Here is a 21,022-nt window from a genome sequence, read left to right as displayed (position 1 = left end):
GTATGGGTAAACGCATACCTTCCTGCTGTCGCCTGGTGCTACCCTTCGTCCTGACTTTGCTACTCCTCCTTGTTCTTGCCCCTGATGTGCGTGCAGCTCATGCCCAGGGCTTGAAGCTGGTTGGTCCAAAGAAGTACTACCTTGTCCTGGGAAACTCCCTCGCTTTTGGCTTCCAGCCCGACCTTGACTTCACGCACGGCTACAGCGACTACTTTTTCCAGGACCTGAAGGCTCACGGCACTACCAACATGGTCAACCTGGCCTGTCCGGGCGAGACCAGCGTAACCTTCCTCAACGGCAAGTGTCCCTACCCCTTCCTGCGCAAGTATCCTTACCTTGGTTCGCAGCTGAACGCCGCGCTCAATTTCCTGCGCGCCCATCCTGGCCAGGTCAGTCCTGTGACTCTTGATATCGGGGCTAATGATGTCCTGCCCTATCTCAACTCTCAGACCTGTGCCATCGATACTGCTGGCAGCACCAGTGCCCTGCAGACGCTGGACTACAATCTGCGCCAGGTGATTCTGCCCCAGTTGCGGGCGGCCCTTACTGTGAACGGGCAGGTGACGGGCGACCTGCTCGTGATGAACTATTATGATCCCTACCAGAACATCTGCCCCAATACGGTGCCCTATAGCCAGCAGATCAATGAACATCTGGCGAGCGATGTTCAGGGATTTGGGCTGCTCGTCGATGTTTTTTCTGCCTTTGGAGGGGCTGCCGTTCCCAATAACAACATTTGCAGCTATACCTGGATGTGTAGCGTGTTCCACGATATCCATGCCACGGACAAGGGCTACCAGGTGATTGCCCAGGCCTTTGAGCAGACCGCTGGCTACTAGGGCTGACTAGGCGCTCGCTGGTCAGTCAAGTGAGCCAATCGGTGAGGCGATGTGACCGCCTCCATTCAGCGCTGTTCTCTCTGCCTCCGTTGGCTTCTCCGCTGTTGATCTGCTGAGGAGAAGCCTGGCGGCATAGCGGTAGAGTTTACGCTCTCCGCGCCTCGCTGGCGAGTGGGTCGGCAGCCTGTTGACGTACCCTGCGAGGAAAGGCACCCCCTGTCGGCCCACCCGTTTTCTCGTCCACTGGCGCTTACCTCTTTCCCTCTCCTCTCCCTCTCCTCTCATGCCTCCCGGGATTGAGGCACTCTCGGGCCGGGCCGGGCGAGGTCTGGCCTGGTCTAAACCCTGGCCCATCCTCTTGGGCTGGCAGCGATGTATAATAAAGGCGCGCACTGTTCCCTGGCGTCGCACAGGGACGTTCTAGTCTGCAGGAAGGCTGTCAAGACGCTGCCCTTACCTGGCGCCTGAGCTGATCTGCGAGGTGTTGTTGCTCTGGCGTTCCCAACGGATCGGATCAAAAGGAGGGCTGTTCCCGTTCCAGCTATGGATGCTCCGATGAAATTGCTGCTGGTCGATGATCACGGCCCCTTGCGCAAGGCCCTGCGTGAGGGCCTGGAGGCAACGGGCACTGTCCAGGTGGTTGGCGAGGCAGCCACGGGACGTGAGGCCGTGGCGCGCGCCTGCGAGCTGGATATGGATGTGATCCTCATGGACGTGCAGCTGCGCGATCCTGCCCTGGGACGCAAGGCGATGAGCGGCGTGGCTGCGGCGGTCGCTATTCGCCGTGAGCGCCCCCGTATGCCGGTGGTCTTCTATTCGATTCAGGATGACGACGAGTATTATCGCGAGTTCCGCGCTTCAGGCATTCTGACGCACTACGCTTATGTCCGCAAAAGTAACTATCTGTTGCCAAGTATGCTGATACCGTTGTTGCGTGATGCTATCAGTGGCCGCAGCTTTGTTGACCCCGAGATTGAGGATCGCGTGCAGGAGGTGCGCAGTCTGGATGAGCAGTCCCCTCGCGCCTTGCTGGAGCCGAACGAGTTGCGTGTTGCCGAGCTGCTGGCCCAGGGCATGACCAATGAGCAGATTGCGGCCCGTCTGAATCTGCACGATAAGCGCGCGGTGAGCCGCACGAATGGTCGCATTTATGCCGCCTGGGGCTTGAGCGAATCGGCGGTCGATGAGAAGGTGGCGCGCGCACGGGCGACGCTGATCTATACGCTCAATCGCATGATTGTCTGGGATGAGCAAGGGGTGGCCTACGTGCAGAATCGCAAGGGCGAGTGGGTGCCCTTCTATACCAGTGAGGGCGAGGCAGCCTCTTCTTAGCCGGGCTGGCCGGCCTGTCTGCCTGTATTGAGGGAAATGATGGCTCTTGAGACACTGCTTGCTCCGGTCACCTTGCTACGCACGCTGACGCTGGCGGTCTCGATCTTTAACCTGGTGACCTTTCTCTGGTTGGCGAGTACGGTCTGGCTGAACGGCGACCACCGGGTGCGCATCACGCTCTGGGGTGTAGTGGGTCTGGCGCTGAGTGCCCTCTTTTTCTTTGTGCATGCGCTGCTGATTACGCTGCCGCTGGATCAGCCGGCTCTGCGTCCTCTGCTCAACATTCTCTGGCAGGCGGCCTGGTTTCCAGCGCTCTGGGTTCCCTACATCTGGTTCGCCATCGGCCTGCACTATGCCTCGCTGATCAACGCCGGCTGGCGGCGGCGCATTCCCTGGCTGCTGGCTCTGGGGGCCGTGCTCGGTACGGCGCTGCTTTTGTTGCTGTTGCTCAATCGCCGGACCTTCACCTTTGTTGAGACGTTGCAGCTGCTGGCCTATAGCACGCCACCGCCCAGCGCAGGCCGCGCCTGGATTTCTCCCCTCTTCCTGTTGCCACTGCTTTTCCTGGTCTATGTAGCCTTCTGTGCCATCGGTCCCTGGTTTACTTCCAGTCGCATTCAGCAGGTGGTGGTGGCCGGCTGGCGGGCTTTGGGGATGAGCCTGCAGGCAAGGAGCAGAGGGGGGACCCGGCCTGCGTTGCGACGGGCGCTGTTGGAAGCCTTCTGGGATGATCCCACGGAGGTAGAATTGCTAGAGGAGCCGCAGCTCTCCTGGCACCTGGCGCGCCCGGCCTTGCTGCTGGCTGCCCTCTTGATGGTGGCCCTGACCATTGGCCTGGGCCTGGCCGGGCTGTGGTCAATGCTGCGCTGGCTTGAACGTGGGGCGCCGCTGCTACCCCTGCCGCCTTTAGACAGTATTCCCGCGGGCTTGCTCGTGCTTGATCTGATTGCCAATCTGGTAGTAGCCTTGATTATTCTGGTCATCGGCTACTCGATTGTCCGTCATGGCATCCTGATTGAGCGCCCACTGGCGCGGCGGGGCTTCTTTGAGCAGTGGCGTGGCATCGTCATTGTGGCGACGGCGGTGGCGCTCTTCATTGCCCTCCTGGTCTCGCTGACACATAGTAGTCTGGGTGGGCTGCTCTGCATTACCTGCCTGGCGACGGTGGCCTATGCTCTCTTTACCTGGAGCAGCTATCGGGCCCATGATCGCTACATTGCCTTGCTGGGCCGCTTTTTGAGTAGTACCAGTCTGCGCCACTGGCTGAATACGAGCGCGGAGAAGAGCGAGCGCGAGCTGGAGGATCTCTTTTTCTCCCTCTGCCAGAGTGTCCTGGCGGTACGCTGTGCTCGCCTGGTGATCCTGGCCGGCCCGATGCGGCGCACTTTTAGCTATCGTTGGCCAGCTGACGCCCGCTTCAATGGGACAGAGCTACCGCGCCGCGGCGAAGGGATGGTCTCCGGTGAGACAGATGCCCTGGTGAGATTGGTGCCGCGGCGCCCGCCTGGTGGACGCGGCGCCGGGACGCCGCTGGCCTATCGCTTGCGCCTGCGCTTGGCGAGCGGTGAGCCGCTGGTCTGCTGGGTGATGCCTCTCTACGACGAGCGCGGACTGGTGGCAACCCTCTTTCTGGGGCCGCGTGAGGATGGTGGGACCTTCACGAAGGAGGATATGAATCTGGCCCAGGCCTGTGGGCAGCGCATTCTCGATACCATCGGCGATCATGAGGCAATGCAGGCCGTCGCCGCTTTGCTACGCCGCCGCATCATCGATGTCAAGTTGCTGGGCGCTCAGCAGCGGCGGATTTTGCACGATGAGATTCTGCCCCAGATGCATCTGGCGCTGCTGCATCTGGAGACGCTGCGTACGGTGACGCGCCAGGAGGGCCAGGAAGCGGCTCGTACGGCGCTTGAGGAGGCGGTCGGACTGGTGAGCGCCGCCCATCGTCAGTTAGCGGCCCTGATGCGCGCGACGACGCCCGGAGCGCCCTATCGCCTGGAGCGCGAGGGGCTGGTGCAGGCCATTCGGACGATGCTGGAGCAGGATTTTCATGATGCCTTCGATGAGGTCTGCTGGCAGGTGGATGATGAGACTGCCGCTCATATCGATGAGGTAACCCCACCGGCAATTGCTGAGCTGATCTTTGCCGCTGTGCAGGAGGCATTGCGCAATGCGGCTCGCCATGCCCGCGGCAGCGATGTCCATCGCCGTCTGCGCCTGACGCTGCAGGCGCGCTGTGACCCCGATCTGGAGGTAGTGGTGGCCGATGATGGCGTGGGAATCGCGGCTGCCGACGCAGCTACGAGTGGTACTGGCGGCGGCCTGCTGACCCACAGTGCCCTCCTGGCTATTGCCGGCGGCAGCTTGACGATTAAGAGCGCCCCAGATGAGGGCGTGACGGTGCGCATCTATCTGCCGGCTGAGGCCCTGCTCTAATGGCCTTCACTTAACGGTGGCCCACCCTGGCCTCCCCTGGAGGCCGTTCTTGCCCGCGAACCCGCTGCTGCTCTCCTTTTTATGGCTGTGCTTATGTTCACCGGCATTGTTCTTATTCGCCCAGGCTTTCCTCTTCTACCTTCCTCTAAATCTTCAGGCCAGGCGGTTCTATATAATGTGAAGACAAGCTTTCCTTTTGCTGCCAAAAGATATCCATAATGGAATCTCTCTCTGCATCTCTTTATTGACTTTCTCCAGAAAATATGTTATCCGTGTTATATACTATAATTACAATATTGCTCTATAAAGAGAGCGAAGGAGAGAGTGAGATGCCAACACTGGACGACCTGATCGCTGAAGCAGCCCTCCGCAAGACGGAGCTGGCCCGTGAAACAGGCATTGCGCCAGCCACAATCACCCGCATTAGCCACGGTGGCCCGACAACGCGCGTCACTGTGAATAAGATTCTCAAAGTCCTGGAACGTCATTTGGGCCGGCGCATCGAGATCGAACATGTGGACGGTCTCAATATCACGAAATAGCGGCCAGGCTTGTCCAAGGAGAGGTGTACCTGATGTTGTACCGGCTGTCATGGGTAGCGTTACCTGTCGATAGATGGCTGTTCTCGGGACCTGAGTGGTGGGAGCCGGGTTAGGGAGGGAGCGGGTAATTGACTTCTCTCCCTGGTCGGGGCGGCTGTCCTGGTCAGGCCGCACTGGGAGTGAGCCGGGACGGGCCAGCCAACCGACGGATGGGTAAGCTATTTCACCTCGCCTGTCCCTGGCAGGCGAGGTTTGTTCTGGCTCTCTATCCCTCCCGGCTTGCTCCAGGTTGGTTCCCCACAGCTTTGCCTGCTGGTTCAGCACTGGCCTGCTGCTCTCCTGCTTTGCGTTTGGGAGCCAGCAAGCTCGGTTCCGCTCGGGCGGGAGAAGGTGGTCTCTGTTAAAGGCTCCTGTGACGTCTTCTTCTCTGAGGGATCTCGCCACCGCTGGCGAAGAAAGCATGTCTGCCACACAGCGCCGGCTGGCAGCCAGCTGACGGCAGCTGAAAGAGCGCAGGAGTGGCAGCAGTGAGGAGAGAAGCTATGATCCTGATTACGGGTGCAACTGGTTTTATCGGAAGACACCTGGTGCAGCGGCTTGTCGAGCGCGGCGAGCGACCGCGCTGCCTGGTACGCGACCGCCATCGCGCCGCTCAGCTCCTGCCAGTGGAGCATGTCGAGCTGGTAGAAGGGGCGACAACGCGCCCGGTCTCGCTGGAGCCGGCCCTGCGCGGTGTCGACACGGTCATCCATGCGGCCTTTATGACTGCCGATCGCAAGCAGTCGGCGGGCAATACCTATGAGGGGACCAATGTTGCCGGCACCACCAATCTGGTGAATGCGGCGCTGGTCGCCGGCGTCCGGCGCATGATCGAGATCAGCGGCCTGGGAACCAGGCCAGACCGGCCCGGCAGCTACATGCAAGGGCGCTACCTGGCCGAGGAGGTCCTTAAAAAGAGCGCCCTTGAGTGGAGCATTGTGCAGCCCTCCGTCCTCTTTGGGAGAGGTGCCCCTTTCTTCAAAGGGCTGGCGGATCTGATCCGCAGCGCGCCGGTCGTGCCGCTGATTGGTGGTGGCTCGCTGCGCTTCCAGCCGATCTATGTTGAGGATGTGGTCAGCGTCGTTCTGCACCTGCTAGACGATCCAGCGGGCAGCCGCAACCGCACCTTTGTGATCGGCGGCCCAGAGTATTATACGTTTGCCCAAATTATCAACCTGCTGATGGAGACGCTGCACGTGCGACGCCCTGCCCTACCTCTGCCTCTCTTCCTGGCGCGGATCGGGGCCACGGCTATGGAGCTGGTCCTGCCCAAGCCGCCGATTACGCGGGCGGCCCTGACTCTCTTTACCTTCGACAACATCACCGCTCTCGATGCCGTCGAGCGCCAGTTTGGTTTTCAGCCCCTCTCGCTGCGCAGCTACCTGGCTCAAAAGGGCAAGGACGGCCTCTAGCCATGACTGATGGCCCGTTGAGGAAGCGCACAGGTGATCTGCCTGTACTCGCGCCCCGGCTGGGCGGTCTCGGGGTCTGGAGCGAGGCTTAGCGGCACTGTTGCCGTGCTGGGTCTCGCTCTGACTGGTCTATCCCGTCTACCCTCTATCTCGCGCGCAGCAAGTTGATAGTCTCTCTGTGTCTGCTCTGCCCCTGTGCTATAATAAAGCAGCGTTGCGAAGAGAGGCATCTTCATCTTCATCATCTTCTGGCTGCTTCGGAGGGAGGGACGCACAGTGTTGACGGACCTGGGGGAGTTGCACTCGCTGAGCGAGGCCCTGAAGCGTATTTCTGGCCAGTTACACGAGCACACGCGTGAGCTGGAGCGCGCTGTTGAGGGGACCTATGCCAGTCATCTAAGTGATCCGCGTGTCCAGCTCCTCAGTAAGACGCTGGCGGTCAGTCGCCGTGCCGATCTGGAACTATCGCGCCTGAGCCAGCTCATCCTGAATCTGCAGCGGCGCCTGGAGCACCACGAGACGGCGGCGCTGGAGCGCGAGCAGGAGAAGCTGCGCAGTAGTATCACGGCCCTCAAACGCGAGCGACATGAGCTGGAAACGCTCTATGAGATTGCGCGTACCTTGAACTCGACGCTGGAGTTCAACGAAGTGTTGCGCCTGGTCATGGATCAGGTGATCAGCTTTGTCGGAGCCGAACGCGGCTTTCTGGTCTTGCTCAACGAGCAGGGCGAGCTGGAGTTTAAGATTGCGCGCACCAAGGACGCCCGCAGCCTGGAGCGCGATGCCTTTAATTTGGGCATCAGCCAGAGCACGGTCAATCGCGTCATTCAGACGCGTCAGCCGATCCTGACCAGCAATGCTCAGGAAGATCAGAATCTCAAAGATCAGCGCAGTATCATTGAAAACCGCATTCGCTCTATTATGTGTGCACCGCTCATGGTGCGCGACCGCTGCATAGGGGCTGTCTATGTAGACAGCCGCATCAATGCCAATCTTTTTGGCCCGCAGCAGCGTGACCTCCTCTTTGCCTTCTGCCATCAGGCGGCCATTGCTATTGACAACGCCCGCCTCTTCGCTGATCTGCAGCGCACCCTGCGTCAGGTCAACGAAGATAAGCAGTACATGGACAACATCTTTGCCTCGATTGCCAACGGCGTGATCACGACCGACCCTCAAGGAGTGATCACCACCTTCAATCGGGCAGCGGGCACGATCCTGAAGCTGGATCAGCGCGCGGTGTTGGGCAGGCACTATCACGAGGTGCTGGGGGCGCTCCCGGAGCTGGGCCTGGTCGATCTGCTACAGGAGGCGTTACTGCATCATGAACATGGCACACGTGTGCCGGTAGCCTTCGAAGGCGAGGTCGCGGGGCTGGGCTGGGTCAATATGAATTTCTATGTGACCGCCCTACGCGATGAGCATGGTCAGCATATTGGCACGGCCCTCGTCATCGACGATCGCACCGATCTGAAGCGTGCGCAGGCCGAGGCGCGTGAGATCAAATCACTCTTCGGGCGCTATGTTCATCCCAGCGTGGTCAAGCGTCTGATTGAAGATCCCCGCTCACTCAAGCTTGGTGGCGAGACGCGCGAAATCTCGGTCATTTCCGCCGATCTCCGAGGGTATACCAGCCTGGCTGAGCGTCTTCCGCCAGAGCAGATGATGAATCTGCTCAATAACTATCTGGATCTGATGGTAGAAGCCATCTGGGACGAGGGAGGGACGCTAACGGCCTTCTGGGGGGATGAGCTCATGGCTATTTTCAATGCCCCCTTGGAGCAGGATGACCATCCCTTGCGGGCGGTGCGGGCGGCCTGGAAGATGCGTCAGGCAATTCTCGACTACGGTCGTCGCCATCCCGACGAAGTGCCAGTCAAGTTCGGCATCGGGGTCAACACTGGCCTGGCGATCGTAGGCAATATCGGCTCACGCGGTCGCATCCAGAATTATACGGCCATTGGCGATACCGTCAACGTCGCGGCCCGTCTCCAGTCCAGGGCCGACGATAATAATATCTACCTGAATGCCCCGACCTTCTACCGCGTGCGCCAGCATGTCCAGATCGACCATGTTGGGACGGTCTCCGTCAAGAATCGCTCCGAGCCGCTGGAGGTGATGCGCCTGACGGGGATCTATAGCCTCTAACCAACTGAACTGACCAGGCTGGTCAGGTTCGGGCCATTCCTTCCTTGCTGGCCTGGCACGCGAGAGAGGAAGCCAGTGCCTGCCTCATGCCCTACTGGCGTGCCGCTGACTTCCTCTCCTTCCGCTTCCGCTCCTTCGCTCCTCCTCGCTTGAGGGGCGAGGGATCAGGATGTGTTCACGGTAGGCAGCTCCTTGCGTAAGATGAAGCCGCGCTGAGGCATCCGAACGAAGCCGAACCACTCGTAGAGGCGGTGGGCCCGCTGGTTATCCTCCTGGGTATTAAGCATGATGCGGCGCACGCCCGCACGAGCAAAGAAGCTGATGGCCTCGGCCATCAGACGGGCGCCGATTCCCTGCCCGCTGAAGGCCGGATGGACGGCGATGCGGATCAAGTAGCCGTAGCCCTCATCGACGGTGTTGAACTGGTAGCCGACGAGCTGTCCCGCCAGCTCCGCCACCACAAAGTAGGGATGAGTGGCGGCAATGTCAGCGAAAGCCAAAGCATCGTAGCGCCACAGCGGCGCGAAGCAGAGCCGCTCGATCTCGCAGAGAGCCTCGAAGTCGCTGTTGCGCACGCTGCGTACGCTGACCTCCTGGTTGCCGTGCGTGGGGACGCGATAGTCGAACTTGTCGTAGGCGTAGAGAAGAGCGTGCGGCTCAAAGCCGCGCCTGAGCAGTGGAGTGCGCAGCCAGTCTTGTTCCAGGTCGTTGCCCGAGTAATAGAGTTGAGTAACGCCGCGCGCCTGCAGGCTGGGTTGCAGATAATCCAGCAGGCGATCGAGATGTTCAAAAGCGCGTCGATGCTCGCTCCAGCCCACGCCGAAGCCGCCGATCCAGGCCACTGGTGGATTGATGGCCTGGGAGAGCAAAAAGCTCTGCAGCTGCTCAGCGTGGAAGAGACCGCAGGCGGGATAGTGCTCCAGGAGGCGCGACAGCTCCTGGGCAGTGAAGCGCTGGTAAACGTAATCTGAGAACAGCAGGAGCTTCTGAACGTGGGCGAGATCACAGGAGGTCAGAGGACGCACGAGCTGCGAACCTGTCTGCATGGGGCCTCCTTGGTAGTAGGGGCATCATTGCCCTGGCTCGCTCCTTCTGGTTTTTTAGCCTCGTCTCGTTTGGGTGGCTCTGGCTGTAGCTACCTGGCCACCCTTGTCTCAGCGGTCCGCTTGACCGATAACAGTGCACCTTGGGGGCCTTTCTTGCTTCCTGTTTCCTTCCTACTATTGACGGCCTTCTCTTTGAGAGCACGTATGCAGTGACGAACCGGAGGCAGCCCGGCCCAGTCGGGCGAGGCCTGCGTCTGGCGCTGTCAGGGGCTGCCATCCGTTCCCTGGCCGTTGCTGTTGGCGGGATCGCTGCTGGAGATCTCCGTTTCCGGTCCTTTGACCTCGCGACGCAGCTTCGCGATATCTGGCCGCGGGGCATTGCGCATACGGTAGCCTGTCAGCTTATGGATGCGCCGCAGCTCAGCAATGAGCACGTCCGTATTGATGCGAAAAGACTTCTCCGGTGGCGGCCCAAGGCTATCGACAGCGGCGTCGTCGCCCAGCAGCAAGTTGATGCTGGTGGCAACGCAGGCCGCGTTAGCCTGCAGATCGTAGCCACCCTCCTGGACCATGATCAGCCGACCGTCGCAGAGGTCTTTCGCCAGCTTGATAATGATCATGATCAGCTGGGCGAAGCCGGCGGTCGAGAGATACATGTTGGCCAGCGGATCTTTCCAGTGAGCGTCGAAGCCCGCCGATACCAGAATCAGCTGCGGCTGAAAGCGGTCAGCGGCGGGGGCCATCACCTGGCGAAAGACCGGCTCGTAGGTCTCGAAGCCGGTTGTGGCTGGCAGTGGCACATTGATCGTTGTGCCCAGACCTTCCCCCTCGCCGCGCTCGTCCGAGCGTCCTGTGCCGGGATAGAACGGAGCCTGATGGGTTGAGAAGTAAAGGACGTGCGGATCGCGATAAAAGATGTTCTGGGTCCCATTGCCGTGATGCACATCGAAATCGATGATCATCACTCGTTCGAGGCCGTAGCGCTCGATGGCATAGCGGGCGGCGATGGCCACGTTATTGAAGAGGCAGAAGCCCAGGGCCTCGTCGTACTCGGCGTGGTGGCCGGGTGGGCGGACCAGGCAGTAGGCGTTATCGATTTCGCCTTTGAACAAGGCGTCGATGGCAGTTAGCCCGGCGCCGGCGGCCTTAGCCGCGGCCTCATAAGAGCGACCGGAGATGAAGGTCTCTGGCGCAAAGAAATGGGAGACCCGTCCGCCGGCGGCAGCCTCGCGGGCGGCGCGCTCTGCCGCGGCCCGCACCGAGCGGATATAGAAGCGGTCATGAGCCAGGGCCAGCTCGTCCTCGCTGGCCTCGCGTGGGGAAAGCAGAACCAGCCCCTCGCGCTGGAGCCAGCCGAGGGCCTCCAGCACGGCCATCGCCCGCTGCAGACGTTCGGGACGCTCGGGATGCCGTCGTGGTGTAATATGCTCTAAAAAGATCGGATCGTAGACGAGTGCTGTTGTCATCTCTCCTCTTCGCCAGGCGGGGACTGGCCCCGGCTCCCTCGCTCTGGGTGATGGGACTGTTTGGGAGCCGGAGCCACTCCTCGCATCAGCGCCTTTGTCTCTGGGCTTGGCTTCTTCTGGATGGATCGGATCGCTCATAGCGCAAGCAGGGCCGCGAAGCGTGGTCTGGGATAGGTGCGGTGTTACTTGCGGACCCAGGGCTGGTTAGGAGCGATCCATCCAGTCCCCCCTGGACAATGCAGAACCTGGCTCAGCCGGGACGGGACTAGACCCGCCTGGCCAGGGCCGCCTTGACCAGGTCAGGAATATCGAAGATAGTCTCGGCCACTGGTACGCCAGCAGCCTGCAGAGCGGCCACCTTGCCCTGAGCGGTCCCCGTATTGCCCGAGATAATGGCGCCCGCGTGGCCCATGCGCTTGCCCGGCGGAGCGGTACGGCCCGAGATAAAGGCCACCACCGGTTTCTTCATCGTCTTGATAAACTCGGCAGCATCCTCTTCGTCGCTGCCCCCGATCTCACCGCAGAGCACCACGGCCTGTGTTTGCGGGTCCTGCTCGAACAGCTTCAGATGATCGACAAAGGTCGAGCCGATGATCGGATCGCCGCCGATACCGATGCAGGTTGACTGGCCGATGCCGGCCTCGGTGAGCAGCGCCACGACCTCGTAGGTCAGTGTTCCTGAACGTGAAATGAAGCCGACGGGGCCGGGGGTAAAGATCTGATAGGGCATGATCCCAATTTTCCCCTGGCCGGGAGTGCACAGGCCGGGGCAATTCGGGCCGATGAGGGTCGCCCCGTGCTCGCGCACCACCAGCATGGCGCGGGCGGTGTCCAGTACTGGAATAAACTCCGTAATGCAGACGATCAGCTTGATGCCGGCGCTGGCGGCCTCCATGATGGCATCGGCGGCCCCGGCGGGCGGGACAAAGATACAGCTGGCGTTGGCATCGGTGGCCGCCTTGGCCTCGGCCACCGTATCGAAGACTGGCAGGCCGCAGGCGCTCTGACCGCCCTTACCGGGTGTCACGCCGGCCACCACCTTCGTGCCGGCCTCCAGCATGCGAGTCGTGTGATAGCTCCCCTCGCGCCCGGTAATGCCCTGGACAATGACACGGGTATGCTCATCGAGTAGAATGCTCATGCCTGCTGTCCCTTCTCCTTTGCCTGGATGGCGGCGACGATCTTCTGCGCCGCATCGCGCATATCCTTGCCCCAATCGAGGCCCGCATCCTTCAGCATGGCGCGACCCTCCTCGGCGCCAGTACCCGACAGGCGTACCACAATCGGCAGGCCCGCGGGCAGCTGCTGCTGTGCCATAATGACACCCCTGGCGACCTCCTCGCCGCGCGTGATGCCGCCGAAGATATTGACCAGGATGCCTTTGACATCGGGGTCACGGGCGACGAAGGTCAGGGCCTTGGCCATCACCTCGGCGCGGGCCCCGCCGCCGATATCGAGGAAATTGGCGGGCTTGCCACCGCAGGCGGCGACCATGTCCAGGGTTGTCATGACCAGGCCTGCTCCATTGCCGATGATGCCCACGTTGCCGTTGAGCTTGACATAGGTCAGGCCCTCCTTGTGGGCCTCGAATTCCAGTGGGTTGGCCTCCTCTGGCTCCTCCCAGGCAGCGTAGTCGCGGTGACGGTAGAGGGCGTTATCGTCGAGCACAATCTTGGCGTCGGCGGCCTGCACCTGGCCATCGCGGGTCAGGACCAGCGGATTGATTTCGGCCAGGTTAGCATCGCTCTCAATGAAGGCCCGTGCCAGCGCGGTCAAGATCGACCCGCCGCGGGCAATGACCGCTGAAGGGAAACCGGCGCGCGCCAGGATATTGCGCGCCTCAAAGGGGCGCAGCCCCCAGCGCAGGTCGATGGGTTGCTTGATAATCTTCTCGGGCGTGGTGGCGGCGACCTCCTCGATATCGACGCCGCCGGCGGTCGAGACCATCACGACCGGGGCCTGGGTCTTGCGGTCCAGGACGATGCCAAGATAGTACTCCTCTTGAATCTCTAGCTTGGAGACCACCAGCACTTTCTGAACCGTCAGCCCCTTGATGTTCATGCCCAGGACCCGGGCAGCGGCGGCGCGCGCCTCTTCAGGCGTGTTGCCAAACTGAATGCCTCCTGCCTTGCCGCGTCCGCCGACATAGACCTGAGCCTTGATGACCACTGGTCCGCCAAGGTCGCGGGCAATCGCTTCCGCTTCTTCTGGCGTATAGGCTACGCGCCCCGGCTGGATGGGGATGCCGTAGCGCGCCAGGATCTCTTTGGCCTGATACTCGTGGATCTTCAAATACGTACTCCTTTGTCTGTCTGTCCTTTGCGTCGTGCGCGCGGTGTCCCTCTGCCTTCTTGCTCTCTCCCTCTTCTAAGTAAGCAGGCGCTCTGGATGGTATAATCGCGCTACGCGGAGTGGTGGCCGCAGCAACCGTACTGGTCAGTCGCGCCCGACCTGGCTCGGACCCTGCCCGGACCCGCCGCTGGCGACTGCCAGCCTGGAGACGGATGCCTGTGGAAGCCGCGCCGCGCGGACGGAGCGCGCCGGCAGGGCAGAGCGGATCAGATGGCTGGGCACCGCGCTCGAAGATGTCTTGACGTGACAGAAGGCCAGCCTCTCTTGCGCGCGGTGCGCTTGGCTCGCTCTCTTCACTGTGGGCTAGCTGGCATGGCAGTGAGGAGAGGAGCAACTCCAATGCTATCACCGCCCGAAAAAGCTGTCAACGCTGAGGAAACCTGCTACAATGCCAGTGGTTGGGTTCCTTTTCTATAGTAGAAATACCTGAAAGGCTCTCCCAGGAGCCAAAAAAAGCGAGGAAGAACGTTCTCTAAAGGGAGCAAAAGAGGGGGCAAAACAGTTCTTATGTCTGATCTCTATTCTCTGGCTTCTCCGAGTGGGCGCTCTGGCCCGTGGCCAGCGCCGGAGCGTCCTCCACGCCTGGAGGCTGGCCCGGGCAGCAAACGGCGTCCGGGACCTGGTGAAGAAAAACCGTCGTGGCAGCGTCTCTGGCTGGTGTTGGTCTTAATTGTGGCTCTGCTCGCCCTGGGGGGCACGGGACTCTTCGTCTGGGGCTGGCTGCAGAGTCTCGAGCTTACCCCAGAGACCACGACGTCGGTCCCGGCCATTACCACTCTGCGTGTGGCCCGAACGGCGCCCTACGCCGGGCTGACCTTCCAGGTGATTGACGCCCAATATGCCAGCGCCTTTAGCGACGACCTGATTCGTCCCGGGCCGGCCCAGGTGCGTCTCCATCTGCATGTAGTGAATGAGGGAAGTGCCCAAATCTCAGTCATCTACTATGATGCCGCTCGTCTCCTGGTCCCGGGTCAGAAGCCGATCGCGCCGAGCAACGTCAAGCTGGCGGTGGCGCTGGCGCCCGGCAAGAGCGCCGATGGCTGGCTAGATTTCCCCGTTCCCCGGGGAACCCGGCTGGAGCAGCTCAAGCTCCAACTTGGCTCGACCACGCTCAACGAGTCGCTGGTCGTCATCCCTTTCAGCGGCCCCTTTGATGCGGCTAGCTATAGCGGCAAAGTCTATCCTCAGAACCTCTCCATCTTCTACACCTACAATGCGCAACCGGGTCTCTATCTGACCTATCACCTGGTCAGTGTGGAGCGCCAGTTTGCTTATAGTGGCTGGGGCCAGGTCAAAGCTGGTCAGCAGTACTACATCTTCAACTTCCGCGTCGACAACCCCAATGGGGTGGCTGTCAATCCGGGGCCGGGCTTCGACTACTTGCGCCTGGTCCTTGCCGGGAATGTGCGGGCCCCGCTTGATAGCACCTTGCCCACAGGCTTCAAGCCGGGCGCGCATCAGGTAGGGGGCCGGGTAATGTTCAGTGCCCCGGCGGGCCTGCCCAGCCTCACCTTGCGTTTTCTCTACCAGTACGGCCAGGGCGGCAACGATTACACCGTGCAGCTCTGACAGGGACTGCTCAACGGGAGTCGTTGCCCGCCTCCGCCCGGCCCAGCCCGAGTTTGTAGCGAAAGTGCAAGCCGCCCTATCAAGCGGGGGCGGCTTGCCTGGGCTGGCTGGCGCTTCGCTCTAGCCGGAAAGGAGCGGTTCACGCCGGCCTCTTTGTTACTGTTCTGTCAGGCTGGCCCTGGCTCGTCAGCGGCCTTTAGGAACGGATAAAGGCCAGCAGCTCATCGCGCTTGGCTTCCATCAGCTCGCGCGTGTTGGCCTCCACATTCAAGCGCAGGAGCGGCTCCGTATTCGAAGGACGCACATTGAACCACCAGTCGCCGAAATCGAGGGTGATGCCGTCGAGCCGATCGACCGAGCGCGCTTGTGGGCCATAGCGCTCGACCAGGGCCTCTAGTTTCCCCTGGACATCGCTGACGCGGCTGTTGATCTCCCCGCTGCGCACGCGCGTATTGAGTGGCCGGATCAGCTCCGAGAGCGGCTTATTCTCGATGGAGACCAGTTCGAGCAGCAGCAGGAAGGCGATCAAGCCGGAATCGGCGAACCAGTTGTCGCGGAAGTAGAAATGGCCCGAGTGCTCACCGCCGAAGATGGCGTTTAGCTCACGCATCTGGGCCTTGATGTAGGAATGCCCCACGCGCGTGCGCACCGCTTTCCCACCCAGGCGCTCGATCAACTCGGGCACGCTACGCGAGACAATCAGGTTGTAGAGAATGGTCGACCCGGGATGCTTGCGCAGGAGACTTTGAGCTACCAGAGCTGTCACCATTGAGCCGTCGATGACGTTGCCCTGCTCGTCGACGGGGAACATGCGATCGGCATCGCCATCGAAAGCCGCGCCCAGATCGGCCCCTACCTCGCGGACCTTGCGCTGCACATCGATCATGTTTTCCGGCTCAATTGGACTGGCCGGATGGTTTGGGAAGTGGCCATCCAGCTCGAAGTAGAGCGGGATCAGCTCGCAGGGCAGATGCTGGAAGACGCGCGGCATGATCAGGCCGGCCATGCCATTGCCGGCATCGATGACCACCTTCAGGGGCCTGATCTTGCTCACGTCGATGAAAGAGAGGGCATGCGCCACGTAGTCATCGGTCACGTCGCGCTGGATAACCTGGCCCTTGCGCTCCGGCTCGGGGAACTGGCCACGCAGCGCCAGATCGCGGATCTCGGCCAGACCGGTATCCAGGCTGATCGGGGCCGCCTGGGCCCGACAGAATTTCATGCCATTGTACTCGCCTGGGTTATGAGAGGCAGTGATCATCACGCCTGCTGGATAGTTGAACTTGCCCACGGCGAAGTAGAGTTCGTCAGTGGTGGTCAGTCCCAGCTCGATGGCGTTGACGCCCTGGTCGGTAATGCCACGGATCAGGGCCGCGGCCAGAGCCGGCGACGAGAGGCGCATATCACGCCCAACGGCGATCTCCGGCACCGCCAGATAGAGGGCGGCTGCTCGCCCGATGATATAGGCCGCCTCGTCGGTCAGGTCGCGGCCATAGATCCCGCGCACGTCGTAAGCTTTAAAGATGCCTGGATCTATTGGTCTCTGAGAAGTCGGTGTTGTACTCATGAGGCAGCGGTTTCCTCTGTTTTAACAATTTCCAGCAGCACCCAAGGGGCCCCGGTGCTGCGCGGATCGAAGATCTGGCCGACTTCCGTGAAGCCAGCCTTGGCAAAGGCCCGTCTGGCAGGTTGATTGGCCTGGGCTGTTTCGGCGTAGACGCGCACCAGGCCGAGCGTCTCAAAGAGATAGCGAACCAGCGTACGGATGGCCTCCGGACCGTAGCCCTGGCCCCAGCGGCTCTTCTCGCCGAGGCCGAGGCCGACCTCGGCCTGACGCAGGCGATAATCCAGATTGAAGTAGGTGATGGTGCCGATAGGAACGTGATGCTCGTCCTCTATGATAAACCAGAACTGGCGTCCATTGCCTATCACGTAATTGCGCTCGAAGATCGGCAAAAACTCCTCCAGGGTCTCCGAGTAGGGCCGATGGGGGTCATAGCGCCACACCTCGTCATCGCGCTCCCAGGCGAAGACCAGGGGAGCGTCGCTCTGCTGTGGGCGGCGCAGATAGACGCGCTCCCCATGCAGTAGCGGATAGGAATCGTTACGCAGTTGTCGATCGGTCATAGCAGTCCCAGTTCCTGTGCAAAGCTGGTGCCGGCGGCCAGCGGCTCAACGCCGAAGGCCTGAGCGATGGTCTGTCCTACATCGGCGAAGGTGGAGCGCACCCCCAGGTCGAGGCCAGGGCGCACGGCTGGTCCATAGGCCAGCAGCGGTACCTGTTCGCGCGTATGGTCGGTACCGCGATAGGTCGGATCAACGCCGTGGTCACCGGTGAAGAAGAGGGCGTCGCCCGGCTGGAGGCGCTGGCGCACGACGCCGAACCAGCGGTCGACCTCGCGCAGCGCCTGGGCGTAGCCGTGGCTATCGCGCCGGTGGCCCCACAGCTGGTCGAATTCGACCAGGTTGACAAAGAGCAGACCAGTAAAATCGCGCTCTAGCCAGCGCAGCGCGGCCTCCATGCCAGCGCGATTGGTCTCAGTGTGCTCGCTGGCAGTCAGGCCCCGCCCGGCAAAAAGATCCTCGATCTTGCCGAGGCCGATGACAGCGTAGCCGCGGGCCTGCAGATGATCGAGGAGGGTAGGGCCGGTGGGGGGCAGCGAGAAGTCGCGCCGGTGCTCGGTGCGCACGAAGTGGCCGGGCGTACCAGTGAAAGGGCGAGCGATGACGCGCCCCACGGCGTGCTCGCCCACCAGCAACGAGCGGGCGATCTGACAGAGACGATACAGCTCCTCCAGGGGAATCACATCCTGGTGAGCGGCGATCTGGAAGACGCTGTCGGCTGAGGTATAAACGATTGGGTAGCCGGTGCGCAGATGTTCCTCGCCCAGCTCCTTGATGATCTCGGTGCCCGAGGCCGGCTTGTTGCCCAGGACCTTGCGCCCAATAGCTGCCTCGAAGCGAGCGATCAGCTCGGGCGGAAAACCATGTGGATAGGTTGGGAAGGGCTGGCGCAGGATCAGCCCGGCGATTTCCCAGTGGCCGGTTGTGCTGTCCTTGCCGGCTCCCTGCTCGCTCATGCGGCCCCACGAGCCATCGGCGTCGGCCCGTGGCGGCGTGCCCAGGATCGGTGTGATGTTGCCGAGGCCGGCCCGACCCAGGTTGGGTAGCTCCAGCCCGCCGACGGCCTGGGCGCAGTGTTCTAACGAACTGGCGCCTTCATCGCCGTAGGCCGCGGCATCAGGATTGGCTCCAGCTCCAACGCCGTCCAGTACGACCAGAATTGCGCGTTTCAGTGACCCCATTGTCTTTCCTTCACCTGACCTTTATGGGCGCAAGCTGCGCATAGCGCGGTGGAAGCTCACCCAGCAATGGCAGCGCATAGTCGCGAAATGCTTCTGTGATCATCGTACCGCTTTCATCGAGATACTCGGCTGGCAGACAGCGCTTCTCATTGGCGATAGAGGCCAGCGGGGCCAGGCCGGTCGTGCAGCCATAGACAGGTCCCTCCTCGCGCTGCAAGGTTATCATCTGGTCGCTCTCCCCTGCAAGCACGGCCAGGACAGCCTGGCGTCCAACCAGCAGCGCCTCCGCGCGATCGACCGGCGAGACGTAGGCGCTGGCCATGCGCTGCAAATCGCCGGGCTTATCGAAGCGTGCCCGCAGACCGAGCTGGCTTCTGACTGATTCTACCAGATATTGGGCTGCGCCGCTCAGCAAGGGATGGCCAAAGGCGTCGACTCCCAAAGCGCCCAGGCTGCCCAGCGGGCGCCCACTCTCGTCGCGGACCGTTTCGGCCACCACGATGACGACGTAGCCCAGGCGGCGCTGGATGGCCTCGACACGAGCCAGAAACTCGCTCTGGCGGAAAGGACGCTCGGGCACCAGGATCAGGTGCGGCGGATCGCTCTCGTCCTCCTTGAGCAGCGCCGAAGCTGCGGCCAGCCAGCCAGCATCGCGCCCCATTGTCTCGATAATCTTGACAGGATAGTGCCAGGGAATAGAGGACGTGTTAAGGCTTGAATCGAGTGTCGCCAGGGCAATGAAGCGGGCGGCGCTGCCGTAGCCGGGACAGTGATCGGTCAGTGGCAGGTCGTTGTCAATGGTTTTGGGAATGCTGATCGCCTGCAGCTCGTAGCCGCGATCTTGGGCGGCGAGAGCCAGGCGATGAAGCGTGTCGGCTGAATCGTTACCGCCGATGTAGAGCAGATAGCGGATCTCATAGCGGCGCAGCAGCGCTAAAGCATGCTCCAGGTCCTCATCGCGCAGCCGGTAGCGGCAGGTTCCCAGGGCCGCAGAAGGCGTCTCGCGCAGGCGTGGCCACAGCTCTGCCGGTTGGCGGCTCAGGTCGATCAGCTCCTCTTTGAGGAAGCCCTCGATGCCGTGGAGCATGCCATAGACATTGGCCACCCGCTCACTCGCCAGCGCGGTCTCCACAGCTCCAACCAGGCTGGCGTTGATCACAGCGGTGGCGCCTCCCGACTGGCCGATGAGCAGGTTGGCGCGGGCCATCTTCGTCAAGCAAACCCCCCAAAACGAGTTGTTCTGCGGCCATTATAGCAAGAGGAACGCGCGAAAGATACTCTTCCCAGATGGGCGACGGGCTGGAGGGCAGGCAGGCCGAGGCGGCCAGCTCCACTCGCTCCCGTCTAACTCCGCTCCTTTGTTGGAGGAAGTGGTACAATCGTTCTGTCCGCCGCAGCAGGAGGAAGGAAGCGGCAGCCGCTCAGCGTCCTGGAGCTGCTCCTGTGATGTGAGAGTGACGCTGAGCGAGCCGAACGAACGCTTTCGCTCTCCTGTGGTCGGTCGACGCGACGAAGAAGAGCGCGCCTTTGCGATAGGACAGAGAGGGGAACTGCGATGGAGAAGAAGCAGAAGATCATCCTCGACTGCGACCCGGGGCATGACGACGCGATCGCCTTGCTGCTGGCGGCGCGTCACCCGGGGCTGGAGCTGCTGGCTATCACCACGGTGGCCGGCAATCAGACGCTGGAAAAGACCACGCGCAACGCACTCAGCGTCTGCACTCTGGCACACATCCGTGATGTACCGGTAGCCAGAGGCATGGCGCAGCCGCTCGTGCGGGAGGCGCGTTATGCCTCAGATATTCACGGCGAGTCGGGTCTTGATGGGCCGGCCCTGCCACAGCCCGAGCGGGAAGCGGTGCCCGAGCATGCCGTCGATCTCATCATCGATCTGGTGCGCAGCACGGACGATGTGGTGCTTGTGGCCACGGGACCGCTCACCAATGTGGCCAGTGCCATCACGCGCGAGCCTGCCATTCTCTCGCGCCTCAAAGGTCTCTATTTGATGGGCGGCGCCATTGGCCTGGGAAATGTCAGCCCTGCCGCCGAATTCAACATCTACTTCGATCCCGAGGCGGCGGCCATCGTCTTTAACAGCGGCTGCCCGATCACTATGATCCCGCTGGAAGTCACCCATCAGGCTCTAGCCACCCCGGCGATCCTTGAGCGCCTGCGCGCCCTTGGGCGTCCTGTGCCGTCCTTCGTCTGCCAGTTGCTCGAATTCTTTGGAAACACCTATCGTCAGGTCTTTGGCTTCACGGCGCCGCCGGTGCATGATCCCTGTGCAGTAGCGGCTCTGATTGATCCGACCCTCGTCAGCCAGCACAGCATGTACGTTGCTATCGAGACGCGCGGCGAGTACACCCTAGGGCGAACCGTCTGCGATGTCTATGGGGTGCTGGGCCGACGGGCCAACGCCTGCGTTGGTTACGGCCTCGATGCGCCCCGTTTCTGGGAGCTGCTGATTGAAACCCTGGCCAGCTATGGGGAGGAAAGCGCCAGCGACGGCTAAGGTGAACGGTGAACGGTCTGCGTGGTT

General features: G+C 61.7%; 16 protein-coding genes. 8 read left to right on the top strand and 8 right to left on the bottom strand.

Annotated elements, in window-relative coordinates; translation table 11 throughout:
* Positions 1–2 precede the first annotated feature (2 nt).
* The 6 genes from KTAU_RS07620 (at position 3) to KTAU_RS07595 (ending at position 8,745) form a co-directional block, all read left to right on the top strand.
* Positions 3–839 (top strand): SGNH/GDSL hydrolase family protein, encoded by an 837-nt coding sequence (locus tag KTAU_RS07620; protein WP_151727820.1) that lies wholly within the window; start codon positions 3–5, stop codon positions 837–839.
* Positions 840–1,382: 543 nt separating this feature from the next.
* Positions 1,383–2,171 (top strand): response regulator, encoded by a 789-nt coding sequence (locus KTAU_RS07615; protein ID WP_151727819.1) that lies wholly within the window; start codon positions 1,383–1,385, stop codon positions 2,169–2,171.
* Between the two features lie 36 nt (positions 2,172–2,207).
* Complete coding sequence (locus tag KTAU_RS07610) at positions 2,208–4,607, top strand: sensor histidine kinase (protein ID WP_151727818.1); 2,400 nt, start codon at positions 2,208–2,210, stop codon at positions 4,605–4,607.
* A 329-nt stretch (positions 4,608–4,936) separates the two neighbouring features.
* Positions 4,937–5,149, top strand: coding sequence for a helix-turn-helix domain-containing protein (locus tag KTAU_RS07605; protein ID WP_170293138.1), 213 nt, complete (start codon positions 4,937–4,939; stop codon positions 5,147–5,149).
* 542 nt (positions 5,150–5,691) lie between these two features.
* A complete protein-coding gene (locus KTAU_RS07600; protein ID WP_151727817.1) occupies positions 5,692–6,600 on the top strand; it encodes an NAD(P)H-binding protein in 909 nt (302 codons plus the stop codon).
* A 276-nt stretch (positions 6,601–6,876) separates the two neighbouring features.
* Positions 6,877–8,745: an adenylate/guanylate cyclase domain-containing protein gene (locus KTAU_RS07595; RefSeq protein ID WP_151727816.1), complete on the top strand. Its 1,869-nt coding sequence runs from the start codon at positions 6,877–6,879 to the stop codon at positions 8,743–8,745.
* A 164-nt stretch (positions 8,746–8,909) separates the two neighbouring features.
* Here KTAU_RS07595 and KTAU_RS07590 read toward each other — a convergent pair whose 3' ends face one another.
* The 4 genes from KTAU_RS07590 to sucC all read right to left on the bottom strand — a co-directional run bounded on the left by KTAU_RS07590 (position 8,910) and on the right by sucC (position 13,549).
* Positions 8,910–9,791 carry a GNAT family N-acetyltransferase gene (locus tag KTAU_RS07590; protein ID WP_151727815.1) on the bottom strand — a complete coding sequence of 294 codons (882 nt, stop codon included), beginning with the start codon at positions 9,789–9,791 and terminating at the stop codon, positions 8,910–8,912.
* 263 nt (positions 9,792–10,054) lie between these two features.
* Complete coding sequence (locus tag KTAU_RS07585) at positions 10,055–11,257, bottom strand: histone deacetylase family protein (RefSeq protein ID WP_151727814.1); 1,203 nt, start codon at positions 11,255–11,257, stop codon at positions 10,055–10,057.
* A gap of 265 nt (positions 11,258–11,522) precedes the next feature.
* Positions 11,523–12,398, bottom strand: a complete 876-nt coding sequence (gene sucD / locus KTAU_RS07580) for a succinate--CoA ligase subunit alpha (RefSeq protein ID WP_151727813.1) — start codon at positions 12,396–12,398, stop codon at positions 11,523–11,525.
* Positions 12,395–13,549: an ADP-forming succinate--CoA ligase subunit beta gene (sucC, locus tag KTAU_RS07575; RefSeq protein ID WP_151727812.1), complete on the bottom strand. Its 1,155-nt coding sequence runs from the start codon at positions 13,547–13,549 to the stop codon at positions 12,395–12,397. The genes sucD and sucC overlap by 4 nt, the downstream gene beginning before the upstream one ends.
* A 567-nt stretch (positions 13,550–14,116) precedes the next feature.
* Here sucC and KTAU_RS07570 point away from each other — a divergent pair.
* Positions 14,117–15,178: a hypothetical protein gene (locus KTAU_RS07570; protein ID WP_151727811.1), complete on the top strand. Its 1,062-nt coding sequence runs from the start codon at positions 14,117–14,119 to the stop codon at positions 15,176–15,178.
* 196 nt (positions 15,179–15,374) lie between these two features.
* Here the strand turns inward: KTAU_RS07570 and KTAU_RS07565 are convergent, their stop codons facing one another.
* From KTAU_RS07565 to KTAU_RS07550, 4 genes are read right to left on the bottom strand one after another with little or no spacing between them, the layout of a single operon-like run.
* Positions 15,375–16,745 (bottom strand): phosphohexomutase domain-containing protein, encoded by a 1,371-nt coding sequence (locus KTAU_RS07565; RefSeq protein ID WP_151727810.1) that lies wholly within the window; start codon positions 16,743–16,745, stop codon positions 15,375–15,377.
* On the bottom strand, positions 16,742–17,305 hold the full coding sequence (locus KTAU_RS07560; protein ID WP_151727809.1) for a GNAT family N-acetyltransferase: 564 nt from the start codon (positions 17,303–17,305) through the stop codon (positions 16,742–16,744). The genes KTAU_RS07565 and KTAU_RS07560 overlap by 4 nt, the downstream gene beginning before the upstream one ends.
* Positions 17,302–18,483, bottom strand: coding sequence for a phosphopentomutase (locus tag KTAU_RS07555; protein ID WP_151727808.1), 1,182 nt, complete (start codon positions 18,481–18,483; stop codon positions 17,302–17,304). The genes KTAU_RS07560 and KTAU_RS07555 overlap by 4 nt, the downstream gene beginning before the upstream one ends.
* Positions 18,484–18,493: 10 nt before the next feature.
* Entirely contained in the window at positions 18,494–19,690 is a 1,197-nt protein-coding gene (locus tag KTAU_RS07550; RefSeq protein ID WP_151728210.1) for a 6-phosphofructokinase, read from the bottom strand.
* A 348-nt stretch (positions 19,691–20,038) separates the two neighbouring features.
* Between KTAU_RS07550 and KTAU_RS07545 the strand changes: the two genes are divergently transcribed.
* The gene (locus KTAU_RS07545; RefSeq protein ID WP_151727807.1) at positions 20,039–20,995 is read left to right on the top strand and encodes a nucleoside hydrolase; all 957 of its coding nucleotides are present in this window, start codon (positions 20,039–20,041) and stop codon (positions 20,993–20,995) included.
* Positions 20,996–21,022: the final 27 nt, after the last annotated feature.

The organism is Thermogemmatispora aurantia (assembly GCF_008974285.1).
Lineage (GTDB): Bacteria > Chloroflexota > Ktedonobacteria > Ktedonobacterales > Ktedonobacteraceae > Thermogemmatispora > Thermogemmatispora aurantia.
The sequence above is the reverse complement of the archived record's forward strand: the minus strand, read 5'-3'. Positions and strand labels throughout refer to the sequence as shown.